A 20334-nucleotide genomic window follows, 5' to 3' on the forward strand; every position below is an offset into this window, starting at 1 on the left:
TCAGGCCGCAGTTTCAGCGGCGTCGTTGGTGTTGTCGATTGCCGAATGGGTGTCGGCGGGTGGTGCATTGGCGGCGCGTTGCTTGGCTTGCTCGTACTCGGTTCGCCAGCGGATGCGCTCGTTGATGCCACGTGTGAGTACGCCGTGCCATGTCGGTAGGTCGTCGTCGTTAGCGCGGTCGACCGGCGACCAGATAAACCGGGGCGAGCCGTCCTCGAGCGGGGTTGTAGCGGCGTACCGGTCCGTGTCGGGCATGTCGACTCCGGCAGCGGCGAGGGTCTGCCGGACGACTTCGGCGCGGTCGGCGCGGTGGTCCGCGAGGGTCTTCCCGGTCCACTGACGGGACACGAGCACGCGGCGGCCACCCAACCCCAGGTGGTGCCGATCGTGGGCCTTGGAGGGGCACCAGCCGGGGCGCATCCCCGGTTCTGCGTCCTTGGGCTGGATGCCGAACCGCAGCCAGTTCGAGCACGACGGGGAGCAGGGCAGGCAGCGGACCTCGCGGTGCAGCCGGTCCAGGTGCATCGCCTGCGCGGTGGTGATCTCGTCGTCGTCGCCGTAGGTGTCCGCGATGGACTTGGACAGGTACTTGGTCAGGTACCCGATCGCCTTGCCGACCTTGTCGTCCGCGTCCGCGATGATGCCCTGGTAGTCGATCTGGGTCCCGAGCTTGACCACGTGGGCCGGGGTCGCGGCGGGGTCGTTGTCGATCGCGTCGAGCGCCTGTTCCCAGGTCGGCAGCGGTGTCCGGGTGTGAGGGTCGATGTAGGCGCTGGCCCAGTCGTCCCAGGTCGGGAGGTCGTCGCCGGTGTAGACGGGTTCGGTGCACTGGGGCCACCACAGTTGGTGGTAGGTGGCGGCAGCCACGTCCTTGACGACCTGGCGCGGAATGACGCCCCGGACAGCGGCGTGCAGGTGCGGCGCGAGGCGGCGCTGTGCCTCGACGGTTGCGAAGTACTGGACTTTGTACCCGGCGCAGCGGCGGAGGTTCTGCCAGAACCGGTCAACGACCTTCGGGAAGTGCAGAGCTTCCATCGCGGCCCGGTGGTAGTCGTACGTCGACGGGTCAACCGGCGTACCGAGCACCGGTGCAGCTTCGTCGTGCTTGGCGCCGCACGGGCACCGGCCACCATCACCGGGACGGGTGTGGATGCGGCCATACGACGGCAGCGTCAGCGTGAGGAACATCGAGGGCCGGTAGGTGCGTCCGTTCGGAGCGGTGAACGTCGAACCGATCGTGCGGTTGTCCATCGGCACTTTGGGCAGGTCCGGGGCATCCTGGCGGCGGCGAGTCGACCGGACCCGACGTGCCGTTTCGTCAACGTCTACGGGGGTTTCGGGGTCGTCCTCGCCGTCGCCGGTCAATTCCGCGGGAAGGGCATCGGGCGTGCCGTCGGTGTCGTCGTCGGTACCGGGGATCTCGTCGTCTCGGTGCCAGCCCTCGCGGCACTGCTGCATCCGGAGCTTGCGCGCACGCTCAGCGCACGGCGGGCACTGGCGTTCCTGGGTCGAGCCGCACGGGATCGGTACGACGAGCTGTTCACCGGTCGCGGTGTCGGTCATCCGGGACAGCACGGGGCGGACGCAGACGCCGTTGCGGACGGCCAGGTCGTGCAGTACGTCGGGTGCGACTTGACCCAGGGTCGAGATCATTCGGGACCATCTCCTTCGCGCGGCTGTTCTCGTTCACCGGCCCACGGAATCCGCGCCGTGAGGTAGACGCGGACCCCGCGCGAGCCCTTGTTCGGGTAGAGGCGGCTGGAGCCGGTGAGGTCGAACACCACGCCAAGGACCTTCACCATGACCTCGATCTCCTCGGGGTCGCCCATGACGCGGAGCTTGACCGTCATGCCGCCTGCCTCCACAGGTATTCCGGCAGCAGCGTTGCCCCATCGAGCGCGTCGACCACCGGGGCACCGTCGACCAGGTCGCGGACCAGGACGTTGCGTTGCAGTTCTGTCGTGCCGCCCCAGACGCCGTACTCCTGGCCGGTGGACAGGGCGTAGGCGAGGCAGAAGCGGCGGACGGGGCAGAACCCGCACCGATCCAGTGCCGTCGTCTTGCCGGTGGTGTCGGTGTCCTCGGGGAACCAGGTGTCGTCTCCGGTCGACCGGCAGGCGCCCATCGCTTGCCAGCCGGGTACGACGTGCGCGGCCAGCTCGGCGCGCAGGTTCTCGGTCAGCTCGGGAGCCCCGTCGAAGACGAGTTCCAGTTGCCCAGGGATTTGCTGCCGGTTCATGCTGCCGCTCCCGTCTCGTCGGTGCCGTCCAGCTCGTCCACGTCCACGAGGTCGGCGGGCGTGTCGACAGGGCGGAGGTGGTGACCGGTCCGGTAGTCACGCGCCATGGCCTTGATCTCGTCGTCGGTGACGTACGCGGCGCGGACCCGGATCGGGACCGGCGAGTGCTCGACCTTGATGAACCCGACACCCGGCAGCGACAGCGGGATGTTGTCCGCTTCGGCGCCGAGGTCGCGCTGTCCCTCGCCGAGGACCATGTCGACCTGCGAGGACGAGCCCAGCCGCAACGCGATGCGGTCGGGGAAGATGTCGCGCCAGGTGACGATGTCCTTCGTGGGCTCGACCACGGTTGCCAGCACGGCGTACCCCGGACCGCGTCCCTTGGACAGCAGGCGACCCAGCGCAGTCTCTACCCGGCCCATCTGACGGCGTCCGTCCGGACCCGGCAACAGCGTGGTCAACTGCATCAGCTCGTCCACGATCACCAGCACCAGCGGGGTTTGCTGCGACGGAGTGAACTTGCGTGCCCTGCCCCGCAGGTACTTCGCCCGGTCGTCCATGTCGTCGGCGGCCTGTTCCAACAGCGCCACCATGTCTTCGTAGTCGTCGGCCTCGTACCGGGCGAACAGGTCCCGACCGAAGTCGAGTTCCATCCCGCCTTTCGGGTCGATCGCGTGCACCACGACCAGGCCGGCGCGGATGAACGGTGCCAATGCCCGCAGGACCGACCAGATGACCGAGCCCTTGCCCGATCCGGTTCCCCCGGACACGAGGATGTGGGTCCCGCGCACCCGCAGCCGCCACGGCGAACCGTCCTCGGCGTACCCGATCACCAGCCCGTCGAGATTCTCGATCCGAAGGCTGTCGGGGATCGGCACGGCGGGAATCAGCTTCTTGAGCGGGTCGCGCTTGTACAGGTCCAGCCACACCCGGCCCGGAGTCGCTTCCCGCGTGGTCGCACGACGGGCACGGGTCGCGTGCTGGAGCTTGTCGACACAGTCGGCAACGTCCTTCGGGGTGATGCCGTCCGGCAGGTCCAGCAGCAGCGAATCCGTCGACGCGTTGGACTGGACCTTGAGGATCCGGGGCCGCACGATCCACTCCCGAACCTCGGTCATGATCGACAGCCCGAACCGGCCCATCCACCACCACCAACGCGGCGCGTACACGAACCAGCGACGCCACCACGCCTTCACCCGCCAGGCCACCAGCCGCCGGAACGACTCCGGACGGCGCCACCGCCACACGCCCAGCAGCAGCCCCAGCAGCAGCCCGGTCACGATGACCCAGACCCAGCCGTGCGACCGGCCCCACCAGGCCACCAACCCCGCGAACAGGATGGGCAGCATGACGCCGGGGTAGCGCAGCACCGAGGCCACCATCCGCACTGCCGGGACTCCCCCGGCAGCCTTCTTGCCCTGCTTGATCTTGCCCATGGCTACTTGCGCCCCCTCTCGTGCTTGGCGAACCGTCGTTCGACGGCCAGCAGGTTTCGCCAGGTCTGTTCCAGCGCGGTCATCGCGCCGGTTGCTCCGACGTTCGCGTCCGGGTCCGGCACGTTCTCCAGGACCCGCGTGGTCTTCTGCAACTGCGAACGGGCGTCGTCCAGCTCGTTCATCACCGCCCGCAGCTTCGCCATCGCCTCCAGGTCGTTGCCGACCCCGAGCGCCCGCGCCCACTGATCCAGGAACCGGCGCTTACCCGCCAGCGATCCAGTGATCGCCATGACTCATCAGCCCCTCTCGTGCACTGCGAACCCGCGCAGCGCCTCACCGACCACCAGCACCGCCAGATCGATCCGACCCAACGCGAGCGCCAGCGACCGCCGGACCTCGTCGTTAGGTGCCTTCGACAACGACCGAGCGACTTTCCGAACCCGGTCCTGACCGTCCAGCAGACGACCCATCAGCTTGTGCAGCTCCGCCGATGCCTCGTCGTCGTTGCGGGCGCCGAGCGCATCGGCCCAGCCGTCCAGATCACGCCGGGTCGCGAACAGCGCCGTCATCACGCCACCGTCCGGTACGGCACCGGCTCATCGACCAGGTGCTCCAAGCATTCGTCGTGGTCGTGCTCGTTCCACTCGATCGACCCGAACACATCCGCGTACGCGCACGGGTCCCCGTTCGGCAACAGACCCAGCGCCTGAGCGAGATCCTGACGCGCCAGATCCAGCGCATCGACCAGGTCCTCCAAGACCAGCAGGTCATGGACGAACACGTTCACGTCCGCGCCGTCACCGCCGACCTTCAACACGACCCACGGACGCCGACCGCTCTCGTTGTACAGCGTGTACGCCACGCCCGTCTCCGGCTCGATGTGCGCGTTCACCGTCATCAACGCGACCGCCCCGCCCGCCATGATCAGGCCGCCTTCGGAGCCTGAGCGGACTTCGGCGCACGAACCGCCATCGCCCGGAACGACCACGCCAGACGCGGACGGTTCCCGTTCTCCGCGATGTACGGCGTAGCCGTCATGCCCTCGAACTCCACCGGCGTGAACGGCATCCCCTGCGGCTGCGGCGGCAACACCGGCTGCTGCTTCGCCAGGATCTTCACCGAAATCTGCCGGTCGGCCTTCCGCGCGTCCCGGTCACCGTCCATCACGTCGACCGACCACACGTTCAGGCCGGACTCTTCATCGATCGCGTACACCGGACGGTCCTTCGTCGACCGCTCGAAGTCCCGCACCTGCGTGACCTCCGACACCGCGAACACGCCGTACGGGAAGACCTCACCGAACTCGATCTTGATCTTGCGCGGCATACCCATGAGTGCTGCTCCTTCTGAGTAGGGTGCCTAGGCTGACTAGCCAGGCTGGAATATGACCAAGGTAACCAGCCTGGCTAGCCAGGTCAAGTATTTGGACAAGGAAATTCCTAGGCTGCCTAGCCAGGTACTACGCTTGGTGTCATGGAGCTAGACCCGAACGACCCACGTCCGCCGTACCGGCAGGTCGCTACCGCCCTGCGCGCCGGGATCCTGACGCAGAAGTTCACCGCGGGGGAGAAGCTGCCGTCACAGCAGGAGCTCGCGACTCAGTACGGCGTCGCCCGGATGACGATTCAGCAGGCGTTGAAGGTGCTGCGCGACGAGGGGCTGATCGTGTCGCGGGTCGGCAGTGGGGTCTACGTCCGCGACCGAGCGGACCAGGCGGTCGGCCTCCGTCCGCACATCGAGCAGGCGTTCGAGCGGTCCCGAGTGACCATCGACTTCGCTGGTCTGACCGGGGAGACGCTGCTCGGTGCCCTTGAGGAGCCGATCGAGCGTGTCCGGCGCGGGCGCCTCACGCCGGAGTCCATCACAGTGCGCCTGCTGCTGCCTGATCTGTCCCAGCCGCTCGCGGTTCCATCGCGTGCTGGTTCCAAGCCAGGTGACGACCCCGCCGTCCGTGGCCGAGTAGCCGAGATCGCCCACCGCTCAGCCGGGGCCATCGCTGAATCGGTCCGCGAACTGGGCGAGCTTGGACTTGTGCAGAAGACCGAGGTAGAGACCCGAGTCATCCCGCTGTCGATGATGTTCAAGATGTACCTCATCAACGACGAGGAGCTGTTCTTCGGCTTCTACCCGGTAGTAGAGCGCGAGGTGAAGATCGGCAGCAAGGACGTGCCCATCTTCGATGCCGTCGGCAAGGACACGGTCTTGTTCCATCACTCGGTGAGCGATGGCGACCGGGCGACCGGTGCGCAGTACGTCGAGCAGGCACGCCGTTGGTTTGACAGTCTCTGGGGCACACTCGGTCGGACCTACGAGCCGTGACCGCCGAGGCGCTTGCCGCCATCCTCCGCCAGCACCCCGCCGTCCTGCTCGACTTCGACGGTCCGGTGTGCTCCGTGTTCGCCGGGTACCCCGCCGCGCAGATCACTGACGAGCTGCGGGCGGTTGCTCTCGATCAGCTCACCGAGCTGCCTTCGGAGCTGGCCCGTCTGTCCAGCCCACACGAGTTTCTGTCGGCGTCCGCGAAGGTCTCGCCCGACCTTGCCCGTCGCATCGAGGTTGCCCTACAGGCCGCCGAGGTCCGAGCCGTCGAGACCGCTACGCCGACCCCCGGTGCGGACGAGTTCCTGACCGCGTGCCACGACGCCGGTCGACCGCTGGTGATCGTCAGCAACAACACCGGCGCATCGGTCACTGCGTACCTCGATCGAAGCGGCCTCGCCGGTCTTGTCCGCCACGTCGAGGCGAGGGACCCATCGGACCCGGCCCTGATGAAGCCCAGCCCCTACCTGATCCAACGAGCTGCGGAAGTCCTCGGGGTCTCGCCAGCAGCCTGCACGCTGATCGGCGATCAGACCACCGATGTACAGGCCGCACGTGTGATCGGCGCCGCGAGCATCGGCTACGCGAACAAGCCCGGCAAAGGTGCCGACCTTACCGCCGCCGGAGCGGATGCCGTCATTGCCCAGATCTCCGAGCTGACCGAGGCAGTCCGGGCCAGCTAGCCCTGCCGAATTTGGCTCTTATGGATCAAGGCGCGCCTTCGGCGCGCGGCGCGGGCGTGCGCGTGCGGCTGCCGCCGTTCACCGCCCGCGCCGCACGCTTCGGGCATCTTTCCTTTGAACAACCCCCAGGGGCTCCGCCCCCGGACCCCCGACCTCACTCCGGGATGCCACCGGGCCGCCTTCCCGCCACTCGGTGAGGCGGAGCCGACCATGCCTGATCCCGGTTGTCCAGACTCGCAAGCTCGACCCAAGGGCAACTGGACAACCGGGATCAGGCATGGTCCCTGACGGTCACCGAGCGACGGGAAGCCACCCCTTCAACCAGCAGCGTTGTACTACCTCAAGCGAAGACCCTGGTCACGATGTGCGTTCGCTTCGTACGCTGAGTCATGAGCAAACTGGGGGCGGTAGGAAGGTTGCTCGCCGTGGGGGCATTCTCGGCGAGCTGTGGCATCGGTGGGGCATACGTCGCGGCGACTCACCTGGACCAGTTTCGTGGGCCACAGGGCGCAGCGGGGCAGACGGGGCCAGCCGGTCCGGTGGGGCCGCAAGGCAAGCCAGGTGCACCGGGTCAATCTGCGACTAGCCCGAGCCTGGACGGGATGTGGTTCGTGGCGAGGACGTGCGGATGGGATGCCAAGAATCGCGGCCAGGTCGTGACCGGTGTCCAGGTCTCGACCGGCTACGGGGGGAGCGTGACGACCAACCTGCAGTTCCTCCAGCTATGTGAACCGAACTAGCTGCGCCGGGGAGATTTGCTAACGCGGCTGCTAACAAGCGCGTGGATCGATGTGGACGCCAATGGACGAAAGGCCCGATTCGGTACGGTCAGCACGGTGGGGGAGAGGGTGCCGTGGACCCCGTTCGCTCCACTCGTAATGAGAAGGTCGTCGGTTCGATTCCGACAGGCGGCTCCACTCCGTCCACGGAGAAACCCCAGGTCAGGGCAATAGGTGACCTGGGGTTCTGCATGTCGGGGGCTGCCTCATGGTGTGGATCTGCTGGCTGGGGACCGATGGGATGGCAGAGTCGGCGGCGTGACTCAGGAAGAGGGAACCACTGCTCGTGACCGGGCGGCCGACACCAACGCTGAGTTTCGGCCTGTGAGCATTGCTGATGGGGTCGTCACTCGTCCTGCGTCGGCGCATACTTCGACCGTGCATGCGTTCCTCAGGCATCTGCGTGCCCAGGGGCTGGAGGACGTGGTTCCGGAGCCGTTGTCGAACGACGGGAAGACGGAGACGCTGCGTCTGATCGAAGGTGACGCCGGTGGCGCTGCTTGGCGGCATCAGCACGATGTCGGGGGACTGGAATCGGCAGCGAGGTTGCTTCGGCGGATTCACGATGCCTCCCGCACCTGGTTGCCGCCGGCCGACGCGGTGTTCGCCGGCCCGGCTCGGCCTGGCCAGGTCTTCTGTCATGGCGATCCGGGGCCGTGGAACTTCGTGTGGAGAGACGGTCGGGCTCAGGGGTTGTTCGACTGGGACTACCTCCATCCTGGCGACCCCGTTGACGACGTCGCCTACGCCCTGTTCTGGTTCGCGCCAACGCGGGCGGACAAGCACTGCCTGGACTGGCACCACTTCCCAACCGTCCCGGACCGTCTCGAACGCATCCGACACTTCTTGGCCGCCTACGGCCCAACGCCACCCTTCGACGTGGTTGACGCCATCATCAGGCGCGGACAAGCCACCATCGACCTCGAGCTAGCCCTGGCCGCCCAAGGAATCGAGCCTCAACGCACCTGGGTCGCCGACGGCGTAGCCGAGGAGGAGGCGGCCGAACTGCAGTGGGTGGCAGACAACCGGGCCGCTCTGACGCCCTAGCCCATCCCAGACGCAGATTGAAGTTGGGCAGTGCGTTGGTCGGTGATCCACTGTTCCAAGTCGTTCACTGATTGGGTTAGCGGTCGATCGGTGGTGTCGAGTCGGTGGGTGTGCCAACGAGGGTCGTCCTTGGTCCAACCCGTCCAGCGGTCCCAGGTCATGTGCGGCCAGCCGTTGTTGATGATCACCTCCGGTTGGTGGCGAGGGTCTTCTGCATGTTTGCGGTGCCAGGTGCTCCAGCCGATGAACGCGTCGACGGTCTCCGGTGACCACCTGCCGCCGTCGCGAGAGGTGAGGCGGTGGCGTCGCTCGGTGTCCGAGACGTCCACCAGGCAGACGGCGATGCCGTCGAGTAGTGGTGCGGAGGGGGAAGCCAAGATCTCGCCGAGTGGGGACTGCCCGGTCAGGAGGAGGTCCAGGCCGCGGCTTTGGTACTCCAAGGCTCGACCGATCCACAGTTCCGTCGTCCGCTGTCGCCACTTCGTGTCGGCGTCCTCGGGTACGCCGATCTCGTCGTGGTCATGGACGACCAGGCCGTCCAGGCTGGTGCCCAAGGCGCGGGCCAGCGTCGTCTTGCCCGAACAGCTCGATCCGGTCAGCGAGAGCAGCACCCCACCAACCTTGGCAGCCTCCGCCGTCCCGGGCGATTGATTTCAGGGCCGGAGGCCGGCCATCAGTAGGTCGAGGAGGCGGGCGGACATTGCTTTGTGGGTGGGGGAGCCGGTCACGGTGAAGATGCCGATGAGGGCGGCGGCGATGTCTTCGGCGGGGACGTCGGGGCGGAGGTCGCCGGTGCTGCGGCCGGCTTCGAGGAGGGTTTCGATGGCCGTGAGTAGTTCGGTGCGGGTGTGGTCGTGGGCGATCTCGCCCGCCTCGATCATCGCGAGCAAGGTGTCGAGCATGCCGTTCTTGGTGGCGACCCAGTCGCCGAACAGGTCCATCCAGCGGCGGAGCGCGGTGGGTGGGTCGAAGGCGGCGAGCAGCTCGCCGGCGCCGGTGGTGAGGCGGGAGACCTGGTCCTGGTAGATCGCGTCGACCAGCGACTCGCGGGTCGGGAAGTGCCGGTACAGCGTTGCGATGCCGACCCCGGCTTCGTTGGCGATGGCGCGCATCGACGGTTCGGTTTCGGCGGTCGCGAACAGGTTGGTCGCCACGGCCAGCAACTGGCGGCGGTTGCGGGTCGCGTCCGCTCGCGGTCTGCGGTTCTCAGCGGCAGACAAAACGGATCACGCTCCACTTAGGCTAGAGTGGGTCACGAAACGAAGCGTAGTCCGTTTAGGCTGACGCGCAGTCGCAACCAGGGGACAGGTGCCGCATGCAGGAGAACACAGGCAGGGCAGTCCAGTACGTCGAGTCGTTCGGCGGACCGGAAGCCTTGAGCGTCCGCGACGTACCGGTGCCGCAGGCGGGGTCCGGCCAGGTCCGGGTACGGGTCGGCGCCGCCGGACTGAACCCGATGGACTGGTTCATGACCTCCGACGCGGAGACGGCCGCGCGGTTCGGGTTGAGCCTGCCGTGCGGATTCGGCACCGACTACGCCGGCGTCGTGGACCAGGTGGGCGCCGGCGTGCGCGAGTTCCGGGTCGGGGACCGGGTGTACGGCGGTGCGATGTCGCGCGCCGCCGCCGACTACGTCGTCGTGGACGTGACGGGGACGATCGCGGCGGGCGGCGAGGCGCACCGTACGCCCGACGGCATCGACGACCGTACCGCTGCCACCCTCGCGATCGCGGGCCGTACGGCGGCCGCCGCGCTCGCCGTGGTCAACCTGGGGCCTGACGACACCGTGCTGATCGGAGGTGCGGGCGGCGGGGTCGGCGTATTCGCGGTGCAGCTCGCGCGTCTCGCCGGCGCGCGCGTCATCGGGACGGGTTCGGCCACGTCGGCCGACGCGCTGCGCGCCCTCGGGGCCGAGCCGGTGGCGTACGGCGATGGTCTGGTCGACCGGGTCCGCGCGCTGGCTCCGGACGGCGTCACCGCGGCCATGGACCTGCACGGTACGGACACGGTGCACGCGGCCCGCGAACTCGGCGTACCCGACGCGCACATCACCACCATCGCCGCCCAGGTCGACGGGATCACGCCGGCGAACGGCGCCAACGCGACCTCGGCCGCCATCGAGGAGATCGCGAACCTGGTCGCGGCGGGACGGCTCCGGGTACCGATCGCGGCGACCTTCCCGGTCGAGCAGATCCGCGCCGCGGTCGAGCTCCAGGCGGCGCGGCACGTGCAGGGGAAGGTCGTCATCGACCTCTAGGCGCCGCGGGTCAGTCCTTGCGGCCCTTGAGGCGGCGGTGGAGGGCTCGCTGCGCTTCGCGGGTGGCTTCGCGTTCGGCGAGGGTCTGGCGTTTGTCCCAGTTCTTCTTGCCGCGACCGAGGGCGATCTCGACCTTCGCGTTGCCGTCCTTGAAGTACAGCGTGATCGGGATGATCGTCAGGCCGGACTCGTGGACCTTGCGTTCGATCTTGTCGATCTGGGCGCGGTGCAGCAGCAGCTTCCGCTTGCGCCGCGAGCCGCCTTCGAACCAGCGCGACTGGGAGTACTGCGGGATGTGCACGCCGTGCAGCCAGATCTCCCGCTCCTCCACCATCGCGAACCCACCGACCAGCGATGCTCGTCCCGCCCGAAGCGCCTTCACCTCGGGGCCCTGCAGCACGATCCCGGCCTCCCAGGACTCGCCCAGCTGATACTCGTGCGCAGCCTTCCGGTTGCGGGCGATCACGGGGTTGGCGTCGGGTTTCTTCACACCCCGATTCTGCCCTGAAGTGGACACCGGCCCCAGGCCAGGCAACACTTCCTGACGCGGGAGGGGGGTGAGCAGGTGCGAGTTGCGCTTGCACTGTTGCTGGTGGTCGCGCTGACCGGGTGTACGTCGGTCAATCCGGCGTCGGAGTCGGCGCGCACACCGACGACTGAGCCGACGTTCGACGCGACGTCGGAGTGGACGCCTGAGCCGACGGTCGAGGTGGCGCCGCGGCGGTTCCGGATCGTGCCTGATGACTACCACGTGCCGTCTGCCGGTACTGCGGAGGACGGCCGGAAGTTGTTCCTCAGCGAGGAGCTGTTCTCGGGCGGCGCCCGGGCTGTACCTCTGGAACCCCGACGGCACCTTCGACGAGGTGAAGGTTGAGGAGGTACGCCGTACTCCGGGCGTACCACCGGGCCAGGCGGCCTCCGCCGGCGCGGACGCGCTGATCAAGTCCCGCCTCGCCGAACTCGGTAACTACAAGCTCGAACCGATCGACGTCGAGCCGTTCTCCATGACGCTCGACGGCACCACCTTCGGCTGGATCCTCGACCAGTACGAAGACCAATACTCGATCCACGTCGAACCAGGCGACTTCATCGCGTACTACGCCCCCGTGGGACGGCCTCGGCTACGACACCTGACCGTTTTCGAGGTACACCGTTCGGCCCTGGAGGCCGGCGGTGACGCGGGCGTGCTGGTCGGGTTCGAGGAGTTGGGCCGCCTCCTCGAGCGTGACGAAGCGGAACGCGACGGCCTCGGCCCGTTGGAGCACGATCCGGTCGACGTCGTCCGGCGTCAGGACCCCGCCGTCGAACAGGAATGCGACGACCTCGGTGAACTCCCCGGACCGGGCGGCCCAGTCCACGGCGAGCAACGCGCCGGGCTCGATCGACAGCCCGATCTCCTCCTGTACTTCGCGTCGGGCACCGGCGCGGGGTGACTCGTCGCGCTCGACCGCTCCGCCGGGGAGGTCCCAGGACGGCTTGTACGGCGGGTCGAGGATCAGGATGCGTCCCGCAGGGTCGGTGAGGAGGCAGTCGGCGGCCAGGCGTTTGGTGGGGAGGGTGGTGGTGAAATGATCGGGGCTCATCGGTACAGCCAAGCATCGACGGGCGGAGGACGGGATGTTCCTGTTGCAGATGTCGGGTGTTCCGGGGGCGGGGAAGTCGACGGTGGCTGCGCATGTGGTCGAGAAGTTCGGCGCGGTCGCGGTGGACTACGACGTGATCAAGTCGGCCGTTCTGGACGCGGACTTCGAGCTGGGCCCGAGCACGAGGGCGGCGTACGAGGTGATGTACGCGATGGCGCGGCACCTGCTGGTGCAGGGGCGGGATGTGGTGATGGACAGCCCGTGTTTCTGGCCGCGGATCGTCGACGAGGGGATGGCGATCGCCGCGGAGAACAACGCGACCTACCGGTACGTCGAGTGCCGCATCGACGACCTGCAGCGGCTCGACGAGCGACTCCGGCAGCGGCCGCGGCAACGGACCAACCGACCGAGCCTGAACCAGCCGCCCGCGGATGCCGGTACCGAGCCCGAGGACGGTGAGGCCTTGTTCCGCGAGTGGATGGACAAGTCGCACCGCCCGGCGAGCGGCTACCTCCAGCTGGACATGGAGCGACCGCTCACCGACGTATTCGTTGAGGTCGACAACTACCTCACGCACTAGTCCAGAGTGCGAGCCACTGTTCGGCGCCCCAGGCTTCGTAGCGTTCCACTTCGGTAAAGCCGAGTTTGGTTGCCAAGTGCATCGATGCGGCGTTGGCGGTCTGGGTGATCAGGACCACCGGCGTGCCCGGTCGTGCAGCCGCGAACCAGGCGAGGGCGGCGGCGCAGGCCTCGGTGGCATACCCGTTGCCCCACGACGACGGCAGGAACAGATACCCCAGCTCGACCTCGGCCAGCTCGGGCCGTACTTCGTCCGGGTCGCATTGGTCGAGCGTGACGGTACCGATCATCGAGCCGTCGAGCTCGACGACGAACAGTCCGGCGCGGCGGCCAGGTACCTCGGGGAGGTTCTCCTCGAGTAGATCCCGTGGTTGCGCGCCGCCGACGTACCTGCCGACCTCCGGTGACGCGAGTAGCTCGATGAGTGCGGGACGGTCGCGGGCCTCGGGCTCGCGCAGTACCAGTCGCTCGGTCTTGATCGGGCCGGGCGGCCACGCGACGGACTCAAGCTCGGTCTTCATGACCTGCCACCTTAGCCATCCACAGCTGGACGACCTCGTCGGCGACGGCGTCGCTCGTACGGTCCGCCGTACTGACCACGTGGTCGCTGATGTCGTCGGCGGCCAGCTGTGCCGACAGCTCGGCCGCTCGCCGTACGAGGTGGTCGACACCGTCGCCGGTCTCCCGTCCGCGGTGCCGGATGCGCTGGGCGAGATCCTTGTCCGAGGCATCCAACCGGCAGAGCACGACCGGTCCGCCGGTCGCTTCCTCGAGCAGGCGGCGTTCGGTTGGGTTCTCGACGACGCCCGCGACGACGAGGCAGCGGTGGCCGGCGCCGCGGTAGTTCGACCAGATGACGGCCAGGTTGGTTGCCTTCAGCCTCGATTGGTGCGGGTCGTCGGCGGGCGGCGGCCAGGCGGCGCCGAGCAGGTCCAGGTCGGCGAACGCGGGCGCCAGTTCGAGGTCGATGCAGCGGTCGAAGACCCGCCAGCCGACGGTCGTCTTGCCGACGCCGGGCGGCCCGGACAGTACGAGAGCAGGTGGCGTACGCACCCGGTGATCATCCCGTCCCGCCCGGCCGACGGCAATGCGATCAGTCGTCCAGTTCCGGGTCGTCCATGAACATTCGGACGTCCTGCGGGCAGCGGCAGGCGACGGCGATCTTCCCGGCCCAGGCCAAGGCTTCCTCGCGGGTCCGGACCGAGACGATCATGACGCCGCCGATCAGCTCCTTGCTCTCCGGGTACGGGCCGTCCATCACGAGGCCGTCCGTACCGACCACGGCGTGCCCCACACCCTCGGAGTAGTTGAACCCGCCGGTGAACCGCAGTACGCCGGCCTCCTGCGCCTCCCGGACCACGGCGTGCGCGGCCTTGCCGACGTCGCCGATGTCCTCCTCGGGGATGTGGTCCATCGCGCCGTTTTCGAACGAGATCAGGTACCGCGACATCTCATCACTCCTTGTCCTCGGCGACCTGCACCGGTCGCCGCTCATCCCTGCAACGAACGCCCTCCCCAGGATCCGACAGCTCGTCGCGAGATCCCCGTTCATTCTGTCCGTACGGCGTGGTTGACTACGCGAATGGACCTGGTTACTCGTGTAGCCGATCAGAAACGATGGGACGACCTGGTCGAACTGTTCGGCCCGAGCGGCGGGACCCGCGGCTGCTGGTGCATGGCCCGCCGGCTGCCCTCCGCGGTCGTCGCGGCGAACGGCAACGCCGAGAACCGCGCCGCGCTCGAGACGTTCGTCCGCGCGGGCGTCCAGGTCGGGCTGATCGGGTACGTCGACGACCGCCCGGCGGTCTGGTGCGCCGTCGCGCCGCGGACCGAGTACTCCGCGATCGTGCGCTCCCGGGCGCTGCCGATCGACGACCCCGACGACCCGTCGATCTGGGCCGTCAACTGCCTGTTCGTGAAGAACGGCTACCGCGGAAAGGGCCTCACCGCTCCGATGATCGAGGCCGCCGTCGACTACGCCCGTACGACCGGCGCGCGGATCCTCGAGGCCTACCCGGTCAAGTCGATGCCCGGCGACCCGGGCCGCGGCGTCCTCAGTACGTTCCTCGCCGCCGGCTTCGCGCCGTACGCCGAGTCCCGTACGACCGCCAAGCGCAACGTCGTCGTCCGCCGCGCGCTCTGAATCACCAGGTCCACTCGCCGGCGTCGAGCGTGAACGGCCAGTCGCGGCCGCGCTCGCCGTGGGTGAGGAAGTGAACCGCTGGTACGGCGAGCGGTGGGTACGGCAGGTCGCCGAGCAGCCGTACCGCGTCCGCTGGGGTGAACCAGCGTGCGTCCATCACCGATCCGTCCGGGTCGTCGATCGCGAAGGCGGGGTCGGCCACGTCCGCGACGTAGTTGAACGACCGCGAGGTGACGGAGCCGTCCGCCTGCGTCTGGGTCGTCCAGGCGAGTTCGAGGTCGCCCTCGGACACGTGTAGACCCGACTCCTCCCGCAACTCCCGCACCGCCCCGGCGGCCGGAGTCTCGCCGGCCTCGACGCCTCCACTCGGCAGGTTCCAGTACGGCGCGTCCCACGCGTCGTACTGCTCCCGCACCAGCGCAACCAGCCCGTCGTACCGCGCGATGACCCCTGCGTAGAGCTGCATCCGGGAACCCTACAAGTGCGCGAGCACCTCTGAGTGGGGCCACGTGTCGGTCAGGACCTTGGTGAGGAGCGGGTCGGGGGACGCGGTGATGTACGGCGTGTGCCCGGGGTCGCGGACTGGCGACCGCGGGGGTGGGGAAGAGGCCCCACGGCGTGACCTCGTTGGCGAGCACGCCCTCCAGGCGGAGGTCGACGTACTCCGGTTCCCACCAGACGCCGTACGTCACCTGGAAACCGCCGTCGAGCAGAACCGGGAGGCGAGGGCGCGGCCGCAGGTTGGGCAATCGGGCATGGGATGAGTATGGCGTTCCGGAAGGGGAGTGTCCGGAATGCGGGTTAGCGTGCGGGGCATGAGTGAGAGTGAGTGGGTTTCTCCCTGGTGGGAGCCGCCGTTGGCGGGGGACGAGGCCGGGCATCTCGTGGGGGCGTTGGACCGGTTGCGGACCACGTTCCGGTTCAAGGTCGACGGGCTCGGCGCGGACGGGCTGAATACCCGGATCGGGGTCTCGCCGATCACGCTCGGCGGACTGCTGAAGCATCTGGCGGCCAACGAGGACTACCTGTTCGACGTGAAGTTCCGCGGCAAGCCGATGGGTGGGCCGTGGCTGGAGAACGGCTGGCGGGACGACAACGACTGGGAGTTCAACTCCGCCGTCGACAACACGCCGTCCGAGCTGTACGCGTTGTGGGACGGCGCCGTCGAACGCTCCCGGGCGACGCTGGCCGCGGCGATCGCGGACGGCGGGCTCGATCAGCCGGCCGACATCGCCTGGCCGAACGGGCAGCACGCGAGCCTGCGGCGGCTCGTCTGCGACCTGATCGAGGAGTACGGGCGCCACACCGGCCACGCCGACCTGATCCGCGAGGCCGTCGACGGTCGCGTCGGCGAGGACCCGCCCCGCGACTGGAAGCCCGTCGGCGCGAAGACCGCGTGAAGCGCGGACCGCCAGCACTACACAACGGCCGCTCTCCGCGCTCCTTCACGCTCAGCCGAGGCTCGCGGAGGGGAGTTGTGTAGTGCTGGCGGTCCGGCTGACCTACTTCACGCGTTGTAGGGTCCCGTCCGGTGCGACGCCGACGATCGTGGTCCGTCCGTCGACGGTCAGGTTGAGCAGCATTCGGTCGCCCTGCCAGGACGTCGTGTACGAGACCTTCGCGTTGCTGCGGGTCGGCGCGATCACCGACAGCACGGTCGCGTTCTTCCCGGACCGGTTGAACTTCACCACCGGCGCCGGCAGCCGCTTGTCGATCGTCCGGTAATGCCAGCCCTGGATGGGGTCCTGCTCGCCGCTCGTCAGCTCGATCGCCGTCGTCTCCTGCCGGTACGGGACCTGCAGCAACGTCGTCTTCACCCGATCACCCGGCCGCGCCGCCACCACCCGGTCGTTGCCGCTGACAATCACCTTCTGATCCGCCGGCAGATGCCACAACGCCGAGTACTCCTGCGCAGCGTCCGACGTCCCACGATCCAGCACCACCATCAGATCGGGATCCTTCAGCACCAGCACGTCCCGAGTCCGGTCCACCCCCGCACCAGGCGAGTCGTGCAGCTCGTAGAACTCCGACGTCGGCTTCAGCGACGACCGGACGAGCTTGGTCTCCGGATGCCCGGTCGCCGACTTCACGGTCAACTCGTTGTGCGCGAACTGGCTCCTCGCCCAGAACCGCCAGTCGTCCACCTTGTACCCGGCGTGCCCGCCGTCGATCAGGATGTCCCGCCCGTGCGACGTGTACGTGATCGACGTGTGGTCGTTGTGCCCGTGCAGCTTCTGCGACGGCCCGAACCGGATGCTGTACGTCGACTCCTGCGTGAACGCCCGCGTCTCGCCCCACCCGGTCCGCCCGAAGATGTACCCGGCGTCGAAGATCCCGATCCGCTGCGTCGGGCGGATCCCGCGCGCGCCGAGCGTCCCAGCGTACTCGAGCACCGTGCCCTGCACCGGGACCGTCCGGACGACCTCGGAATCGCCGAGCTGCGGGAGATTCCCGAGCGAGTTCGTTGCCAGTGCGAGCCATTTCGCGAGCTCGCGCCGACGCGCCATGATCGTCGTACCGGGGTCTACGCCGCACTTGCGGAGTACGTCGATCGCGCGTCCCCACAGGGCGTAGTTGAACTGGGCGTACCCGGTCGACTGTTCGTTGGTCGACCCCTGGGTGTCGATCGAGGTCTTGATCGCGCTGGTCAGCCGGTCGGCGGCGATCTTCTTCAGGTCGCTCCGCATCAGCGTGCAGCCGATCCCGAACAGCGCCATGCTCTCGTCGGTGCCGTGGTTCCAGTCGCCGCTGTAGTTCTTCCGCAGGAACCACGCGTGGTCGAGCAGCGCCTTGTCGAGCCAGGCGTACGTCAGCGGCAACTGCCCGACGTGCAGCCCCGACAGTACGGCCTGGCGCAGGCAGATCAGCACGTTCGTACGGTGCATCGTGGACTCGTACGCGCCGACGTCGGACTTCCACGAGTACGGGTTGTCGTTGACCCAGTCGCGGGCGATCGTGCTGACCCGTCGCAGCGCGGCCTTGTCGCCGCGCCCGCCGGCCGCGATCCCTTGGCCGAGCCAACGAAGCGAGTGCAGCCACATGTACCAGCTCGGGTTCTTCGACGGGTTCAGCCGCCAGTTGATGTTGCCGTGGCCGTCGCCGACCTTCGTCGGGGGCGTCGTACCCCAGGTGAAGGTGTCCTTGTACAGGTTGGCGAGCGGGTTCGCCCGGTCGATCCCGCTGTACGCCGGACACGTGTAGATGTTCTGCTGCACCGGTGCCGTCGGCGGCGGGGCCGGCGGTTCGGGGGTCTGGCTCACGGTCGGATCCGGCGCCGCCTCCGGCTCGGTCCCGCCCCAGGGCGTGACCAGGACCACAGCCAGTACCGCGGCGCTCGCGAGCAGCGCGATCGTGAGCCGCAGGGTCGTTCTGGTACGCAGATGTCTCGCGGGCATCGTGTCCCCCTCGTCCGGGCATGCCGGTTCTGGCCTATACCTGAATTCGGGCAAAGCGGTGCCGAATGCAGTACCGGGTGTCGTGTGCGTCTGACCCGGTTCCCCCCGAGGTCAGATCGGTGCTTCTGCCTGATAGACGTGTCCAGCAGCCGAGAAAGTTGCGCCCTTTCGGTACAGGGTGCCCGTTGGGGCAGCTCAACCGTGCCGGATCGCCTGCAGAATCAGGGTGTTCCGCGCATCCTGCCCGGCCGGCACGGTGGTGTGCCGCCCGTCGCGGAGGTCGGTGTGCAGCCGCTCGGGGTGCGCCGCCAGGAACTCGGCCCAGTGCACGACCCGCAGGTTCAGGTGCTGCAGCTGGGCCTGCTCTAGCTGCAGGTTGATCCACTCGCTGTTGCGCTGATCGGCGATCTGGACCGCGGCCGGCTTGTCGGTGCGCGCCACCTGGACGTCGACCCAATACACGGTCCGCTTCGGCCCGGCGATCCGCAGCGCGCGCTCGACCTGCGCGCCGAACGCCGACGGGTCGAAGATGTCGTTGGACCCGACCGCCATCACGATCCGCCGCGGCAACCCGTATGCCTTCACCCACGCGGCCATCTCGTCGACGGCCGCCGACGTCGGCTGCCCGGCCCAGCTGTACTGCGCGAACGACGTACCCAACTGCTGCTGGAGGAGTTTGCCGAGAGCGGCGCCGTCCTGCACCGCGATGCTGTCGCCGAACAGCACGATGCCGTCGGACGCCACCACGTGCCGGACCTCCGCGCCGCTCGCGATCACCCGGTCGTTCTTCTGGTACGAACCGAGCGCACCGGATCCGTAACTGCCGGTGTCGACAACCGGCTTCGCGTGCGCGGCCGGGGTCTCGAAGTGCAGCAGCGCCAGCAGGGCGGCCGTCAGGACGATGATGATGGCGGCCGAGACCGACCAGCGTTTGATGATCATGCAACAACTCCCGCAGAGAACGTCGTGCCCGTTACACGCGTAGACCCGGCGGGAGGTTGGCTAGTGGCTCGCGATGGCCTCGGCGATCAGTTCGTTGCGGGCGGAGCTGCCGGTCGGTTCGCTGGTGTGGACGCCGTCGCGCAGGTACTGCGCGGGGCCGTTCTGGTTGAGGAACTCCGACCACTCGACGATCCTCAGGTTCGAGTGCAGCAACGCCGCCTGGTCCAGCTGCTGGTTGATCCAGGCGCTGTTCGACAGGTCGGCGTCCCGCACGGAGGCCGGCTGCTTCGTGCGGTTCACGTACACGTTCACCCAGTACACCGTCCGGTTCGGCCCGGCGATCCGCATCGCGCGCTCGACCTGCGCGGCGAACGCGGGCGGGTCGAAGATGTCGTTGGTACCGACCGCCATCACGATCCGCTGCGGCAGGCCGTAGCTGCGCGACCAGTCCTCCAGCGCGTCGACCGCCGCGGACGTCGGCTGCCCGGACCAGTCGTGCGCCGCGATCGAGTCGCCGCCGCGGTTCGCCAGCAGCCGCTCCAGCGCGGAGCTGTCCTGGACGGCGATGCTGTCGCCGAACATGAAGATGCCGTCGAACGCGAGCACGTCGCGGATCTGGTCCTCCGAGGAGATCCGGTGGATCAGCCCCTGCCACGGGCCGAGCGTTCCCGATCCGTACGGCCCCGGCCCCTGTGTCGGCACGCTGTACGACGTCCCGCCGACGAGCGCGTCCGGGCCCTTCGTCCGCGGTTCGAGGACGACGAAGACCGCACCGAGTCCCGCGATCACCAGCAGCGTGACGACGATCGAGAGCAGCGATCCGAAGAACGCCCGTACCCCCGAAACCTCGGTCGTCACACCCTGCCGCACGCGTCCCACCCTTCGATCTTTCCGCATACTGACATGACGCGGCGACCCCCTGATCCGCTGCA

General features: G+C 68.3%; 27 protein-coding genes. 8 read left to right on the forward strand and 19 right to left on the reverse strand.

Annotated features, from left to right (window positions below):
* Genes ACXJJ3_RS25150 through ACXJJ3_RS25185 form a run of 8 tightly spaced genes read right to left on the reverse strand, consistent with a single transcriptional unit; the run spans position 1 to position 5007 of the window.
* A complete protein-coding gene (locus ACXJJ3_RS25150) occupies positions 1–1653 on the reverse strand; it encodes a replication initiator (RefSeq protein WP_458164298.1) in 1653 nt (550 codons plus the stop codon).
* Entirely contained in the window at positions 1650–1850 is a 201-nt protein-coding gene (locus ACXJJ3_RS25155) for a hypothetical protein (RefSeq protein WP_458164299.1), read from the reverse strand. The genes ACXJJ3_RS25150 and ACXJJ3_RS25155 overlap by 4 nt, the downstream gene beginning before the upstream one ends.
* Entirely contained in the window at positions 1847–2239 is a 393-nt protein-coding gene (locus ACXJJ3_RS25160) for a WhiB family transcriptional regulator (protein ID WP_458164300.1), read from the reverse strand. The genes ACXJJ3_RS25155 and ACXJJ3_RS25160 overlap by 4 nt, the downstream gene beginning before the upstream one ends.
* Positions 2236–3675, reverse strand: a complete 1440-nt coding sequence (locus tag ACXJJ3_RS25165) for an FtsK/SpoIIIE domain-containing protein (protein WP_458164301.1) — start codon at positions 3673–3675, stop codon at positions 2236–2238. Before ACXJJ3_RS25165 ends, ACXJJ3_RS25160 begins: the two co-directional genes overlap by 4 nt.
* A 2-nt stretch (positions 3676–3677) precedes the next feature.
* A complete protein-coding gene (locus ACXJJ3_RS25170; RefSeq protein WP_458164302.1) occupies positions 3678–3965 on the reverse strand; it encodes a hypothetical protein in 288 nt (95 codons plus the stop codon).
* A gap of 6 nt (positions 3966–3971) precedes the next feature.
* Positions 3972–4244 carry a hypothetical protein gene (locus ACXJJ3_RS25175; RefSeq protein ID WP_131335758.1) on the reverse strand — a complete coding sequence of 91 codons (273 nt, stop codon included), beginning with the start codon at positions 4242–4244 and terminating at the stop codon, positions 3972–3974.
* Entirely contained in the window at positions 4244–4597 is a 354-nt protein-coding gene (locus tag ACXJJ3_RS25180; protein WP_458164303.1) for a hypothetical protein, read from the reverse strand. The genes ACXJJ3_RS25175 and ACXJJ3_RS25180 overlap by 1 nt, the downstream gene beginning before the upstream one ends.
* 2 nt (positions 4598–4599) lie before the next feature.
* On the reverse strand, positions 4600–5007 hold the full coding sequence (locus ACXJJ3_RS25185) for a plasmid replication, integration and excision activator (protein WP_458164304.1): 408 nt from the start codon (positions 5005–5007) through the stop codon (positions 4600–4602).
* A gap of 141 nt (positions 5008–5148) precedes the next feature.
* Here ACXJJ3_RS25185 and ACXJJ3_RS25190 point away from each other — a divergent pair, with 141 nt between their 5' ends.
* The 3 genes from ACXJJ3_RS25190 to ACXJJ3_RS25200 all read left to right on the forward strand — a co-directional run bounded on the left by ACXJJ3_RS25190 (position 5149) and on the right by ACXJJ3_RS25200 (position 8503).
* The gene (locus ACXJJ3_RS25190; RefSeq protein WP_458164305.1) at positions 5149–5994 is read left to right on the forward strand and encodes a GntR family transcriptional regulator; all 846 of its coding nucleotides are present in this window, start codon (positions 5149–5151) and stop codon (positions 5992–5994) included.
* Positions 5991–6677 carry an HAD family hydrolase gene (locus tag ACXJJ3_RS25195; RefSeq protein WP_458164306.1) on the forward strand — a complete coding sequence of 229 codons (687 nt, stop codon included), beginning with the start codon at positions 5991–5993 and terminating at the stop codon, positions 6675–6677. The genes ACXJJ3_RS25190 and ACXJJ3_RS25195 overlap by 4 nt, the downstream gene beginning before the upstream one ends.
* A gap of 1037 nt (positions 6678–7714) precedes the next feature.
* On the forward strand, positions 7715–8503 hold the full coding sequence (locus ACXJJ3_RS25200; RefSeq protein ID WP_458164307.1) for a phosphotransferase: 789 nt from the start codon (positions 7715–7717) through the stop codon (positions 8501–8503).
* On the opposite strand, the gene ACXJJ3_RS25205 is transcribed toward ACXJJ3_RS25200, so the two are convergent.
* A complete protein-coding gene (locus ACXJJ3_RS25205; protein ID WP_458164308.1) occupies positions 8500–9114 on the reverse strand; it encodes a hypothetical protein in 615 nt (204 codons plus the stop codon). The two genes, ACXJJ3_RS25200 and ACXJJ3_RS25205, sit on opposite strands and share 4 nt — an antisense overlap.
* Before the next feature lie 42 nt (positions 9115–9156).
* A complete protein-coding gene (locus ACXJJ3_RS25210) occupies positions 9157–9723 on the reverse strand; it encodes a TetR/AcrR family transcriptional regulator (protein WP_458164309.1) in 567 nt (188 codons plus the stop codon).
* A 95-nt stretch (positions 9724–9818) separates the two neighbouring features.
* Between ACXJJ3_RS25210 and ACXJJ3_RS25215 the strand changes: the two genes are divergently transcribed.
* Positions 9819–10760, forward strand: coding sequence for an NADP-dependent oxidoreductase (locus tag ACXJJ3_RS25215; RefSeq protein WP_458164310.1), 942 nt, complete (start codon positions 9819–9821; stop codon positions 10758–10760).
* A gap of 10 nt (positions 10761–10770) precedes the next feature.
* Here the strand turns inward: ACXJJ3_RS25215 and smpB are convergent, their stop codons facing one another.
* Entirely contained in the window at positions 10771–11250 is a 480-nt protein-coding gene (smpB, locus tag ACXJJ3_RS25220) for an SsrA-binding protein SmpB (protein WP_458164311.1), read from the reverse strand.
* A 75-nt stretch (positions 11251–11325) separates the two neighbouring features.
* Between smpB and ACXJJ3_RS25225 the strand changes: the two genes are divergently transcribed.
* Complete coding sequence (locus ACXJJ3_RS25225) at positions 11326–11634, forward strand: hypothetical protein (protein ID WP_458164312.1); 309 nt, start codon at positions 11326–11328, stop codon at positions 11632–11634.
* 247 nt (positions 11635–11881) lie between these two features.
* On the opposite strand, the gene ACXJJ3_RS25230 is transcribed toward ACXJJ3_RS25225, so the two are convergent.
* Entirely contained in the window at positions 11882–12343 is a 462-nt protein-coding gene (locus ACXJJ3_RS25230) for an NUDIX domain-containing protein (protein ID WP_458164313.1), read from the reverse strand.
* A 34-nt stretch (positions 12344–12377) separates the two neighbouring features.
* Here ACXJJ3_RS25230 and ACXJJ3_RS25235 point away from each other — a divergent pair, with 34 nt between their 5' ends.
* On the forward strand, positions 12378–12923 hold the full coding sequence (locus ACXJJ3_RS25235; protein ID WP_458164314.1) for an AAA family ATPase: 546 nt from the start codon (positions 12378–12380) through the stop codon (positions 12921–12923).
* Here ACXJJ3_RS25235 and ACXJJ3_RS25240 read toward each other — a convergent pair.
* From ACXJJ3_RS25240 to ACXJJ3_RS25250, 3 genes are read right to left on the reverse strand one after another with little or no spacing between them, the layout of a single operon-like run.
* Positions 12913–13443 carry a GNAT family N-acetyltransferase gene (locus tag ACXJJ3_RS25240; RefSeq protein ID WP_458164315.1) on the reverse strand — a complete coding sequence of 177 codons (531 nt, stop codon included), beginning with the start codon at positions 13441–13443 and terminating at the stop codon, positions 12913–12915. The two genes, ACXJJ3_RS25235 and ACXJJ3_RS25240, sit on opposite strands and share 11 nt — an antisense overlap.
* The gene (locus ACXJJ3_RS25245; protein ID WP_458164316.1) at positions 13427–13975 is read right to left on the reverse strand and encodes an AAA family ATPase; all 549 of its coding nucleotides are present in this window, start codon (positions 13973–13975) and stop codon (positions 13427–13429) included. The genes ACXJJ3_RS25240 and ACXJJ3_RS25245 overlap by 17 nt, the downstream gene beginning before the upstream one ends.
* A gap of 40 nt (positions 13976–14015) precedes the next feature.
* A complete protein-coding gene (locus ACXJJ3_RS25250; RefSeq protein ID WP_458164317.1) occupies positions 14016–14372 on the reverse strand; it encodes a YciI family protein in 357 nt (118 codons plus the stop codon).
* A 132-nt stretch (positions 14373–14504) separates the two neighbouring features.
* On the opposite strand from ACXJJ3_RS25250, the gene ACXJJ3_RS25255 reads away from it, so the two are divergent.
* Entirely contained in the window at positions 14505–15065 is a 561-nt protein-coding gene (locus tag ACXJJ3_RS25255; protein ID WP_458164318.1) for a GNAT family N-acetyltransferase, read from the forward strand.
* Between the two features lies 1 nt (position 15066).
* Here ACXJJ3_RS25255 and ACXJJ3_RS25260 read toward each other — a convergent pair whose 3' ends face one another.
* Positions 15067–15531 carry an NUDIX hydrolase gene (locus ACXJJ3_RS25260; protein ID WP_458164319.1) on the reverse strand — a complete coding sequence of 155 codons (465 nt, stop codon included), beginning with the start codon at positions 15529–15531 and terminating at the stop codon, positions 15067–15069.
* A gap of 349 nt (positions 15532–15880) precedes the next feature.
* On the opposite strand from ACXJJ3_RS25260, the gene ACXJJ3_RS25265 reads away from it, so the two are divergent.
* On the forward strand, positions 15881–16465 hold the full coding sequence (locus ACXJJ3_RS25265; protein WP_458164320.1) for a mycothiol transferase: 585 nt from the start codon (positions 15881–15883) through the stop codon (positions 16463–16465).
* A 102-nt stretch (positions 16466–16567) separates the two neighbouring features.
* On the opposite strand, the gene ACXJJ3_RS25270 is transcribed toward ACXJJ3_RS25265, so the two are convergent.
* From ACXJJ3_RS25270 to ACXJJ3_RS25280, 3 genes are all read right to left on the reverse strand, one after another.
* Complete coding sequence (locus tag ACXJJ3_RS25270) at positions 16568–18460, reverse strand: heparinase II/III domain-containing protein (protein WP_458164321.1); 1893 nt, start codon at positions 18458–18460, stop codon at positions 16568–16570.
* Positions 18461–18655: 195 nt separating this feature from the next.
* The gene (locus ACXJJ3_RS25275) at positions 18656–19402 is read right to left on the reverse strand and encodes a hypothetical protein (protein ID WP_458164322.1); all 747 of its coding nucleotides are present in this window, start codon (positions 19400–19402) and stop codon (positions 18656–18658) included.
* Between the two features lie 60 nt (positions 19403–19462).
* Complete coding sequence (locus ACXJJ3_RS25280) at positions 19463–20272, reverse strand: hypothetical protein (RefSeq protein ID WP_458164323.1); 810 nt, start codon at positions 20270–20272, stop codon at positions 19463–19465.
* Positions 20273–20334: the final 62 nt, after the last annotated feature.

It is taken from the genome of Kribbella sp. WER1 (genome assembly GCF_054189145.1).

Excerpts from the sequence above, each read along its gene's own strand:
- ACXJJ3_RS25150 (WP_458164298.1), bottom strand. The coding sequence starts at position 1,653 with ATGATCTCGACCCTGGGTCAAGTCGCACCCGACGTACTGCACGACCTG.
- ACXJJ3_RS25155 (WP_458164299.1), bottom strand. The coding sequence starts at position 1,850 with ATGACGGTCAAGCTCCGCGTCATGGGCGACCCCGAGGAGATCGAGGTC.
- ACXJJ3_RS25160 (WP_458164300.1), bottom strand. The coding sequence starts at position 2,239 with ATGAACCGGCAGCAAATCCCTGGGCAACTGGAACTCGTCTTCGACGGG.
- ACXJJ3_RS25165 (WP_458164301.1), bottom strand. The coding sequence starts at position 3,675 with ATGGGCAAGATCAAGCAGGGCAAGAAGGCTGCCGGGGGAGTCCCGGCA.
- ACXJJ3_RS25170 (WP_458164302.1), bottom strand. The coding sequence starts at position 3,965 with ATGGCGATCACTGGATCGCTGGCGGGTAAGCGCCGGTTCCTGGATCAG.
- ACXJJ3_RS25175 (WP_131335758.1), bottom strand. The coding sequence starts at position 4,244 with ATGACGGCGCTGTTCGCGACCCGGCGTGATCTGGACGGCTGGGCCGAT.
- ACXJJ3_RS25180 (WP_458164303.1), bottom strand. The coding sequence starts at position 4,597 with ATGGCGGGCGGGGCGGTCGCGTTGATGACGGTGAACGCGCACATCGAG.
- ACXJJ3_RS25185 (WP_458164304.1), bottom strand. The coding sequence starts at position 5,007 with ATGGGTATGCCGCGCAAGATCAAGATCGAGTTCGGTGAGGTCTTCCCG.
- ACXJJ3_RS25190 (WP_458164305.1), top strand. The coding sequence starts at position 5,149 with ATGGAGCTAGACCCGAACGACCCACGTCCGCCGTACCGGCAGGTCGCT.
- ACXJJ3_RS25215 (WP_458164310.1), top strand. The coding sequence starts at position 9,819 with ATGCAGGAGAACACAGGCAGGGCAGTCCAGTACGTCGAGTCGTTCGGC.
- ACXJJ3_RS25230 (WP_458164313.1), bottom strand. The coding sequence starts at position 12,343 with ATGAGCCCCGATCATTTCACCACCACCCTCCCCACCAAACGCCTGGCC.
- ACXJJ3_RS25235 (WP_458164314.1), top strand. The coding sequence starts at position 12,378 with ATGTTCCTGTTGCAGATGTCGGGTGTTCCGGGGGCGGGGAAGTCGACG.
- ACXJJ3_RS25240 (WP_458164315.1), bottom strand. The coding sequence starts at position 13,443 with ATGAAGACCGAGCTTGAGTCCGTCGCGTGGCCGCCCGGCCCGATCAAG.
- ACXJJ3_RS25250 (WP_458164317.1), bottom strand. The coding sequence starts at position 14,372 with ATGTCGCGGTACCTGATCTCGTTCGAAAACGGCGCGATGGACCACATC.
- ACXJJ3_RS25255 (WP_458164318.1), top strand. The coding sequence starts at position 14,505 with ATGGACCTGGTTACTCGTGTAGCCGATCAGAAACGATGGGACGACCTG.
- ACXJJ3_RS25260 (WP_458164319.1), bottom strand. The coding sequence starts at position 15,531 with ATGCAGCTCTACGCAGGGGTCATCGCGCGGTACGACGGGCTGGTTGCG.
- ACXJJ3_RS25265 (WP_458164320.1), top strand. The coding sequence starts at position 15,881 with ATGAGTGAGAGTGAGTGGGTTTCTCCCTGGTGGGAGCCGCCGTTGGCG.
- ACXJJ3_RS25270 (WP_458164321.1), bottom strand. The coding sequence starts at position 18,460 with ATGCCCGCGAGACATCTGCGTACCAGAACGACCCTGCGGCTCACGATC.
- ACXJJ3_RS25275 (WP_458164322.1), bottom strand. The coding sequence starts at position 19,402 with ATGATCATCAAACGCTGGTCGGTCTCGGCCGCCATCATCATCGTCCTG.